Below are 7612 nucleotides of genomic sequence, written 5' to 3' on the forward strand. Positions count from 1 at the left end.
CGGCCCGCCTCCTCGCGTGAGGAGACGGGCCGCCGTCGTGGTGCGGGGGATCAGAACTGGCGGGCCAGGATGGCCCGCTTCACCTCGGAGATCGCCTTGGTCACCTGGATGCCGCGGGGGCACGCGTCGGTGCAGTTGAAGGTCGTGCGGCAACGCCACACGCCCTCCTTGTCGTTCAGGATCTCCAGGCGCATGTCGCCGGCCTCGTCACGCGAGTCGAAGATGAACCGGTGCGCGTTGACGATGGCGGCCGGGCCGAAGTACTGGCCGTCCGTCCAGAACACCGGGCAGGACGAGGTGCACGCGGCGCACAGGATGCACTTCGTGGTGTCGTCGTAGATCGCCCGGTCGGCCTGGGACTGGTAGCGCTCCTTGGTGGGCGCGTGGCCCTCGGCGACCAGGAATGGCATGATCTCGCGGTAGGACTGGAAGAACGGGTCCATGTCCACGATCAGGTCCTTCTCCACCGGCAGGCCCTTGATGGGCTCCACCAGGATGGGCTTGGACAGGTCGAGGTCCTTCAGGAGCGTCTTGCAGGCCAGGCGGTTGCGGCCGTTGATGCGCATGGCGTCGGAGCCGCACACGCCGTGGGCGCAGGAGCGGCGGAACGACAGGGTGCCGTCGTGGTCCCACTTGACCTTGTGCAGGGCGTCCAGCACGCGGTCGGTGCCGTACATGGTCAGGCGCCACTCGTCCCAGTAGGACTCCTCGGAGGACTCCGGGAGGTAGCGGCGGACCTTGAGCACGATGTCGAAGCTCTCGACCTCGCCTGCGCCGCCACCGGCGGACTGGGTCTGCGCCTGGGCCACGGGGGCCTCGGTCTCGGTTGCTGAGTGGCTCATCAGTACTTACGCTCCATCGGCTGGTAACGGGTCACGACGACGGGCTTGGTCTCGAAGCGGATGCCCTTGACGCCCTCCATCTCCGCGGTCTCGTCACGGTAGATCATGGTGTGCGCCATGAAGTTCTCGTCGTCGCGGTCGGGGTAGTCCTCGCGGTAGTGCCCGCCGCGGGACTCCTTGCGGCCCAGGGCCGCGAGGGTCATCGCCTCGGCGATGTCCAGGAGGTAGCCCAGCTCCATGCCCTCGAGCAGGTCGAGGTTGAAGCGGCGGCCCTTGTCCTGGACGGACACGTTCTCGTAGCGCCCGCGCAGCTCCTCGATCTTGGCCAGTGCGCGGCGGATCGAGTCCTCGTCGCGGAAGACCTGCATGTCCGCGTCCATCGACTCCTGGAGCTCGGCGCGGATGTCCGCGACGCGCTCGGAGCCGGTGGCGGAGCGCAGGTTCTCGATGTGCTCCACGGTCGGCAGCTCGCCGCCCTCGGGCAGCTCCACCCAGTCCGCCTGCACGGCGTACTCGGCGGCGTAGATGCCGGCGCGGCGGCCGAACACGTTGATGTCCAGCAGCGAGTTGGTGCCCAGGCGGTTGGACCCGTGCACGGACACGCAGGCCACCTCGCCGGCGGCGTACAGGCCCGGCACGACGGTGTCGTTGTCCTGGAGGACCTCGGCCTTGATGTTCGTGGGGATGCCGCCCATGAAGTAGTGGCAGGTGGGGAACACCGGCACCGGCTCCGTGTAGGGCTCGACGCCCAGGTACGTGCGGGCGAACTCGGTGATGTCCGGGAGCTTCTCGTCGATGTGCGAGGGCTCCAGGTGCGTCAGATCGAGCAGCACGTAGTCCTTGTTGGGACCGGCGCCGCGGCCCTGACGGACCTCCTCGGCCATGGACCGGGCCACGATGTCGCGCGGGGCGAGGTCCTTGATGGTGGGGGCGTAGCGCTCCATGAAGCGCTCGCCGTCCGCGTTGCGGAGGATGCCGCCCTCGCCGCGTGCGGCCTCGGAGAGCAGGATGCCCAGGCCGGCCAGGCCGGTCGGGTGGAACTGCACGAACTCCATGTCCTCCAGCGGCAGGCCCGCGCGGTAGGCGATGGCCATGCCGTCGCCGGTGAGGGTGTGGGCGTTCGAGGTGGTCTTGTACACCTTGCCGGCGCCGCCGGTGGCGAAGACGACCGACTTGGCCTGGAAGACGTGGATCTCGCCGGTGGCCAGCTCGTAGGAGACGACGCCGGCGGTGCGCTTCTGCTTGTAGGCGGTGCCGTCCTCGCGCACGGCGTCCTCCTCCACCAGCAGCAGGTCGAGCACGTAGAACTCGTTGTAGAACTCCACGTTGTGCTTGACGCAGTTCTGGTACAGCGTCTGGAGGATCATGTGGCCGGTGCGGTCCGCGGCGTAGCAGGCGCGGCGCACGGGCGCCTTGCCGTGGTCACGGGTGTGGCCGCCGAAGCGGCGCTGGTCGATCTTGCCCTCGGGGGTGCGGTTGAAGGGCAGGCCCATCTTCTCGAGGTCGAGCACCGCGTCGATGGCCTCCTTGGCCATGACCTCCGCGGCGTCCTGGTCCACCAGGTAGTCGCCGCCCTTGACGGTGTCGAACGTGTGCCACTCCCAGTTGTCCTCCTCGACGTTGGCGAGGGCCGCGCACATGCCGCCCTGGGCCGCGCCGGTGTGGGAACGCGTGGGGTAGATCTTGGTGAGGACGGCGGTGTGCGCGCGCTGACCGGCCTCGATGGCCGCGCGCATGCCCGCGCCGCCGGCGCCGACGATCACCACGTCGTACTTGTGCACCTGCATTCAGGTCTCTCTTTCTGGGTGTCTGTGACGCGGCGGCCGCTCGGGCCGGCCGCACCGCAGGGTGAGCGTTTCCGGGGTCAGCCGCAGAAGGCCGGGGAGCCCTCGAGCAGGGCGCCGGAGGCGTCCACCATGCAGGGATCGAAGGTGAAGATCACCAGGGTGCCGAGGATGATGATCACGGCCGTGGCGATGTACAGGATCATCGTCAGCCAGAAGCGGGCGCTGCCGCGGCGGGTGTAGTCGTTGATGATCGTGCGCACGCCGTTGGCGCCGTGCAGCATGGCCAGCCACAGGAGGGCCAGGTCCCAGAACTGCCACAGCGGGTGCGCCCACTTGCCGGCCACGAAGCCGAAGTCGATGGCGTGGATGCCGTCGCCCACCAGCAGGTTGGTGGTCAGGTGCACGGCGATCAGCACGACGAGGAAGACACCAGAGATGCGCATGAACAGCCAGGCGAGCATCTCGAAGTTGCCGCGGCCGCCGCCGTCGCGCGTGTACTTGGGGTCCAGACGGCGGCTGCGGGGCGCCGCGATGGTGGTCTCAGCGGTGGTGCTCATGGCTCAGTGACCTCCGAGTGCGAGGCTGAAGTGACGGATGGCGAAGCCCAGGGTCAGGACGACCCACAGCCCCAGCACGATCCACAGCAGGGTCTTGTGGTGCTGGGTGCCGCCCTTCCAGAAGTCGACCAGGATGATGCGCAGGCCGTTCAGGGCGTGGAAGATGATCGCCGCGACGAGGCCGGCCTCGCCGAGCGCGAAGTACCACGTCTTGTACGAGCCGATCACGGCGTCGTAAGCCTCGGGGGAGACCCGGACCAGGGCCGTGTCCAGCACGTGGACGAGCAGGTAGAAGAAGATGACGACGCCGGTGACGCGGTGGCCCACCCAGGACCACATGCCGCCGTGGCCCCGGTACAGGGTTCCGCGGCCGTTCTTGGCCGGGGCCTGCGCAGTGGCGCTAGACACGGTTGATACCTCCAGGGGGAATGCACGATCCCGGTCCTCCGCCGTGGGACGACGACGGGCAGGGGCGTGTGCGAGTGGATTCCTCCTCCTAGGGTAGACCCTTCCCGCGCCTCCGTGCCCGATCGGGGGCCGGGGCGGCCACTGTGACGCGCGCGGCGCCCCGCCGCCGTCCTGTTCGGTCTGGGCTGTGCCCCGCCTGGGACGCGTCGAGTGGTCCCCCGTCCGGACGGTTCCGTAGTCTGGGCCGGTGAGCACCGATCCGAACCTGACCGATGCCCCGCGCGAGGCCGCGCCGGGCACGGCCCTGTCCCGCTTCCACGCCGTGATCCCCGCCGGGGGCGTGGGCACCCGCCTGTGGCCCCTCTCGCGGGCCGCCGCGCCGAAGTTCCTCCACGACCTCACCGGCTCGGGCCAGACCCTGATCCGTGCCACGTGGGACCGTCTGGCGCCCCTGGCCGCGGGCATGCTCGTGGTGACCGGGGAGGCCCACCGGGAGGCGGTGTGCATGCAGCTGCCGGATCTGGCGGAGACGGATCTGGTGCTCGAGCCCTCGCCCAAGGACTCCGCGGCCGCCATCGGCCTGGCCGCGGCGATCCTCTCCCTGCGTGACCCGGACACGATCATGGGCTCGTTCGCGGCGGATCAGGTGATCTCCCCGGTGGAGGTCTTCCAGGACGCGGTGCGGCAGGCCGTCGAGACGGCGGCCACCGGCCGGATCGTGACCATCGGCATCGAGCCCACGCACGCGGCCACGGGCTTCGGCTACATCCGCCGGGGCCGCCGCCTCCGCGTGGCCGGCGCTCCGGACGCGCATGACGTCGCCGCGTTCGTGGAGAAGCCGGACCTGAAGGTCGCCCAGCAGTACGTGAAGTCCGGCCGCTACCTCTGGAACGCGGGCATGTTCGTGGCGCCCGTGGGCCTCATGCTGGCCCACCTCGAGGAGAACGAGCCCGCGCTGCACGCCGGCCTGATGGAGATCGCCCGCGCGTGGGAGACGCCGGAGCGGGACGAGGTCATGGCCCGGGTGTGGCCCGAGCTGACGAAGACCGCCATCGACTACGCCGTGGCCGAGCCCGCCGCCGCCGTCGGCGACGTGGCCGTGATCCCCGGCTCCTTCACGTGGGACGACGTGGGGGACTTCGCGGCGATCGCCCGCCTGAACCCGGTCAAGGACGCCTCCGGCATCACGGTGATCGGGGACACCCCGCGCGTGTACTCGGACGACGCGTCCGGCGTCGTGGTGACGGACACGAAGCGCGTCATCGCCTTGATCGGCATCGAGGACGTCGTCGTGGTGGACACCGAGGACGCGCTGCTGGTCACCACCACGGAGCACGCCCAGGAGGTCAAGAAGGCCGTCGAGGCGCTCAAGGCCGAGGGCGTGGACGAGGTCCTCTGACCGCGTCCCCGGCGGGGTCCGGCCCGCACCGACCGGCACCCCCGGAGTAGGGTGCTGGGCCATGACCACCTCCGACTCCGTGCTGACCGGGCCCCGCCCGACCTCCGTCCCCTCGGTGGGCCCCGTGGTGGCCGAGCTCGAGGACGAGATCGTGTCCTTCCGCCGGGACCTGCACCGGCATCCCGAGCTCTCCTATGAGGAGTACCGCACCACCGACCGCATCGTGGAGCTGCTCTCCGGCTACGGGTTCTCGCCCGTGCGGATGGAGTCCACGGGCGCCTACGTGGACGTCGGGGAGGGGCCGGTGGTGCTGGCCCTGCGCGCCGACATCGACGCGCTGCCGGTCGAGGAGGAGACCGGCCTGCCCTACGTGTCCGTCAATGACGGCGTCGCGCACGCGTGTGGGCACGACATGCACACCGCCGTCATGGCGGGGGTGGCCGTCGCCCTCGGCCGCATCCTCCGCGGGGCCACCGCCGACGCCGACCTGCGCGCGGCCGGCGAGCGGGCCCACGGCACGGTCCGCGTCATCTTCCAGCCCGCGGAGGAGCGGCTGCCCGGCGGGTCGCTGTCCGTGCTGCGCCAGGGGATCCTCGACGACGTGCCCTGCATCCTGGCGGCGCACTGCGACCCGCAGGTCGACGTCGGCTCGATCGGCACCCGCATCGGCGCCATCACCTCGGCGGCGGACACCATCCGGATCACCCTCACCGGACGCGGGGGGCACACCTCGCGGCCCCACCTCACCGAGGACATGGTCTTCGCCCTGTCCCAGATCGCCGTGAACGTGCCCGCCGTGCTCTCCCGGCGGATCGACGTGCGCTCGGCCGTTTCCGTGGTGTGGGGGCAGATCGCCGCCGGCAGCGCGCCCAACGCGATCGACAACACCGGCTACCTGGCCGGGACCATGCGCTGCCTCGACGCGGACGTGTGGGAGGAGGCCGGTGCGCTGCTCGACGAGGTGGTCCGGCAGGTGGCCGCGCCGTACGGCGTGCACGTGCAGCTCGAGCACGTGCGCGGTGTCCCGCCGGTGCACAACACCGAGGGCGAGACGGCGCTGATCGAGACCGCGGCGCGGCGGGAGCTCGGCTCACGGGCGATCCTCCTGACCCCGCAGTCGATGGGCGGCGAGGACTTCGCCTGGATGACCCAGAAGGTGCCCGGCTCCATGCTGCGCCTCGGCACCCGGTCCCCGGGTGGCCCCATCTACGATCTGCACCGCGGGGACTACGCGCCGGACGTGCGGGCCATCGGCGTGGGCATGCGGGTCTTCACCGCCGCCGCGCTGCAGGTGCTCACGGGCGAGGACCACCACTGATCCCGCCGCCCGCACCCGCCGGAGGGGACGGGCCCACCGTTCGGTAGACTCGCGCTCATCCGGACGGGGCCACCCGCACGGGCCCCGTCTTTCCGCGGCCACCGGCCGCGGGCCTCGCACCGTGCCTTCCGAAATGAGGACCCCATGGGCATCGCCACCCCGTCGGCCGCGCGCCGCCGTCGTCTCCTGCTCCCCGCCGCCGCGCTCGGCGTCTCCGGCCTGCTGCTGACCGCGTGCGGCGCCCCGCCGGAGCAGTCCGAGGCCTCGGGCTCCGGCGCCGCCGAGAGCGAGGCCATCGCCACCGTGGACGGCGTCGGCTCGGACAACAAGGACTACAAGGCCTGCATCGTCTCGGACGAGGGCGGCTTCGACGACCGCTCCTTCAACCAGTCCTCCTACGAGGGCCTCAAGGCCGCCGAGAAGGCCTACGGCATCACCACCAGCGAGGCCGAGTCGAACGAGCCCAGCGAGTTCACCCCGAACGTGACCGCCATGGTCAACGCCGACTGCGACGCCGTCATCGGCGTGGGCTTCCTCCTCGGCGACGCCATGAAGCCGATCGCCGCGCAGCACTCGGACACCCACTTCTTCGGCGTGGACGTCACCGCGGAGGGCTTCTCCGACAACTTCCAGAAGCTCACCTACGACACGGCGCAGGCGGCGTTCCTGGCCGGCTACCTGGCGGCGGGCACCACCGAGACCGGCACCGTGGCCACCTATGGCGGCATGGAGATCCCCACCGTCACCATCTTCATGGACGGCTTCGCCCGCGGCGTGGAGCACTACAACGAGGTCAAGGACAAGGACGTCAAGGTCCTGGGCTGGGACAAGGACGCGAAGACCGGCTCCTTCACGGGCGACTTCAAGAACGTGGCCAACGGCAAGACGAACACCGCCAACTTCATCAACGAGGGCGCCGACATCGTGATGCCGGTGGCCGGCCCCGTGGGCCTGGGCACCCTGGACGCCGTCCGCGAGGCGAACCAGGGCGGCAAGGACGTCAAGGTCATCTGGCCGGACTCGGACGGCTACGAGTCCACCAAGGACGGCAACCTGATCCTCACCTCGGTGAAGAAGAACATGGGCCAGTCCGTCGCCGACGTGATCGCCGCGGACCTGAAGGACGAGTTCTCGGCCGAGCCCTACGTGGGCACGTTGGAGAACAAGGGCGTCGAGCTGGCCCCGTTCCACGACTTCGAGGACACGGTGCCGCAGGAGCTCAAGGACGAGCTCAAGGACCTCGAGGCGAAGATCATCTCGGGCGAGCTGAAGGTCGACTCGGAGTACTCCCCGGAGGCCTG

The 7612-nt window shown here is 70.3% G+C and carries 7 protein-coding genes; 3 read left to right on the forward strand and 4 right to left on the reverse strand.

The features are described from left to right. Positions 1–50 precede the first annotated feature (50 nt). From HMPREF3105_RS10435 to sdhC, 4 genes are all read right to left on the reverse strand, one after another. The gene (locus HMPREF3105_RS10435) at positions 51–842 is read right to left on the reverse strand and encodes a succinate dehydrogenase iron-sulfur subunit (RefSeq protein WP_010079347.1); all 792 of its coding nucleotides are present in this window, start codon (positions 840–842) and stop codon (positions 51–53) included. After that, on the reverse strand, positions 842–2629 hold the full coding sequence (sdhA, locus tag HMPREF3105_RS10440) for a succinate dehydrogenase flavoprotein subunit (protein WP_070709539.1): 1788 nt from the start codon (positions 2627–2629) through the stop codon (positions 842–844). The genes HMPREF3105_RS10435 and sdhA overlap by 1 nt, the downstream gene beginning before the upstream one ends. Before the next feature lie 77 nt (positions 2630–2706). Beyond that, a complete protein-coding gene (locus tag HMPREF3105_RS10445) occupies positions 2707–3186 on the reverse strand; it encodes a succinate dehydrogenase hydrophobic membrane anchor subunit (protein ID WP_036314556.1) in 480 nt (159 codons plus the stop codon). Positions 3187–3189: 3 nt separating this feature from the next. Then, complete coding sequence (gene sdhC / locus HMPREF3105_RS10450) at positions 3190–3594, reverse strand: succinate dehydrogenase, cytochrome b556 subunit (protein WP_010079344.1); 405 nt, start codon at positions 3592–3594, stop codon at positions 3190–3192. 247 nt (positions 3595–3841) lie between these two features. On the opposite strand from sdhC, the gene HMPREF3105_RS10455 reads away from it, so the two are divergent. From HMPREF3105_RS10455 to HMPREF3105_RS10465, 3 genes are all read left to right on the forward strand, one after another. Next, the gene (locus HMPREF3105_RS10455; protein WP_060775495.1) at positions 3842–4993 is read left to right on the forward strand and encodes a mannose-1-phosphate guanylyltransferase; all 1152 of its coding nucleotides are present in this window, start codon (positions 3842–3844) and stop codon (positions 4991–4993) included. Between the two features lie 61 nt (positions 4994–5054). After that, positions 5055–6311, forward strand: a complete 1257-nt coding sequence (locus HMPREF3105_RS10460) for an amidohydrolase (RefSeq protein ID WP_070709541.1) — start codon at positions 5055–5057, stop codon at positions 6309–6311. A gap of 144 nt (positions 6312–6455) precedes the next feature. Then, positions 6456–7612 (forward strand): BMP family lipoprotein (locus HMPREF3105_RS10465; RefSeq protein ID WP_070709543.1); only part of this gene is annotated, 1157 nt, incomplete at its 3' end.

Origin of the sequence: Micrococcus sp. HMSC31B01 (assembly GCF_001816085.1) — a bacterium.
Classification (GTDB): domain Bacteria; phylum Actinomycetota; class Actinomycetes; order Actinomycetales; family Micrococcaceae; genus Micrococcus; species Micrococcus luteus.

Coding starts and splice junctions, on each gene's coding strand:
- sdhA (WP_070709539.1), bottom strand. CDS start 2,629: ATGCAGGTGCACAAGTACGACGTGGTGATCGTCGGCGCCGGCGGCGCG.
- HMPREF3105_RS10460 (WP_070709541.1), top strand. CDS start 5,055: ATGACCACCTCCGACTCCGTGCTGACCGGGCCCCGCCCGACCTCCGTC.
- HMPREF3105_RS10435 (WP_010079347.1), bottom strand. CDS start 842: ATGAGCCACTCAGCAACCGAGACCGAGGCCCCCGTGGCCCAGGCGCAG.
- HMPREF3105_RS10445 (WP_036314556.1), bottom strand. CDS start 3,186: ATGAGCACCACCGCTGAGACCACCATCGCGGCGCCCCGCAGCCGCCGT.